The organism is Rhizobacter sp. P2_H2 (genome assembly GCF_056403375.1).
In genome coordinates, this window is the sequence record NZ_JBFUFP010001094.1 from 1 (window position 1) to 1755 (window position 1755).

Sequence of the window (1755 nt, forward strand, 5' to 3'; positions counted from 1 at the left end):
GTCGGCGGGGCGGGCGGCAGCGGGGGGGCTGGCGGGTGCAGCTGGAGCCGCGGGTTGGTGCGCGACTCGACCGCCGAGGCCTTGATCACCGTGCGCGAATCGATCGGCACCCGGTCGTCGGTGCGCGGCGCGGATTCGGGCGTGGCCAGCGTCGCGCGCATCACGTAGCCGCCGATCACCAGCTCGTCGGCATGGCCGAGGGTGGTGCCTTCGCCGGCATTGATCGGCCGGCCGTTGATGACGATCGCGTTGGCGCTGCCGACGTTGCGGATCGAGAACGATCCGTTGGTGAACCAGACCTCGGCCTGCAGGCGCGAGATGTGGCGTTCCGGGTCGGGCAGGGCGAGCGTGTTCGTGTCGGAACGGCCGATCGTGCCACCGCGTTCATCGAAGTGGCCCGTGATCGACTGAGACAGGGTCTCGTTCTTCAGGGTATGGGCGCGTATCACCAGGATCATGAGGGCTCCGACAGCGAGGCAGGCACGCCCGCCGAGCGGAGCCGGCGCGCCTGAAGCCGGTTTATCCGCCGGGCGCCCGGGATTGGCAATCAACGAAAGTCATGCGGCTGTCGTGAAAGGGCTGGGAAACGATTGCTGAAAAGGATTGCCAGATGACTTTCGTTCATTGAGACTTTGCGTCCCCCCAGGCACTGTGCCGTGCCATGCCTGAAGACGACTATCCCGACCGCCCGTTCGAAGACGACGAGACCACCCGCGTCATCACCCATTCCAGCGCCAGCGTCAAGACGAGCCCGCTGAACGCGGCCGCGGCCGTTGCGTCGGCCGACACGCTGCCGGCCGCTGCGCCGGGAAGTGAGTCCGCGCGCCGCACGGCGCCGGCCGCCAGCCCGGCGGCGCCGCGCCAGGTCGGCCGCTACCAGATCACCGAGCGCATCGGCCGCGGCGGCATGGCGAGCGTCTACCGCGCGCACGACCCCGGCATCGACCGCACCATCGCGATCAAGTTCCTGCACGCCGCCTACTGCGAGGAAGAGGAATACCGCGCCCGCTTCCTGCGCGAAGCGCGTGCCGCGGGCATGTTGTCGCACCCGAACATCGTCACCGTGCACGACGTGGGCGAGATCGAGGGCCGGCCGTACATGGCGATGGAGCTGATCGAGGGCGAGCCGATGAACGAGCTGATGTCTCGCCTCGGCCCGATGCCGATCCGCGACACGCTGGTGATCGGCCTGCAGCTGGCCAAGGCGCTCGACTATGCGCACGGCAAGGGCATCGTGCACCGCGACATCAAGCCGTCGAACATCATGGTGCTGAAGGGCAGCAGCACCGTCAAGGTCACCGACTTCGGCATCGCGCACGTGGCCACGGGGGCGTCGTCGACGCACCAGACGCGTGTCGGCGACGTGCTCGGAACGCCCCAGTACATGTCGCCCGAGCAGACCAAGGGCTCGAAGGTCGACGGCCGCTCCGACCTGTTCTCGGTCGGCATCATCCTGTACCAGATGCTGAGCGGCGCAGCGCCGTTCCAGGGCGACAGCATCGTGGCGCTGGCGATGAAGATCGCCACCGAGGAGCCGACGCCGATCGAGAAGCTGCGCACCGACCTGCCGCAGGGCGTGCGCCGCATCGTCGAGCGCTGCCTGGCCAAGCAGCCGGAGCGCCGCTTCCAGACCGGCCAGGAACTGGCCGCCGCGATCAGCCAGGCGATGCGCGACATCGAGGATGAAGCGCGCGAGAAGGAGAAGCCCCGCATCCTGCCGCTGCGCCTGAAGTGGGCGCTGATGATGGGTGCCAT

General features: G+C 68.5%; 2 protein-coding genes. One reads left to right on the forward strand and one right to left on the reverse strand.

From position 1 onward, the window contains the following. On the reverse strand, nt 1-551 hold a 551-nt coding region (locus AC1D15_RS30370), incomplete at its 3' end, for an FHA domain-containing protein (RefSeq protein ID WP_477828956.1). A 110-nt stretch (nt 552-661) separates the two neighbouring features. Between AC1D15_RS30370 and AC1D15_RS30375 the strand changes: the two genes are divergently transcribed. Next, a partial coding sequence (locus tag AC1D15_RS30375) for a serine/threonine-protein kinase (protein WP_477828957.1) occupies nt 662-1755 on the forward strand: 1094 nt, incomplete at its 3' end.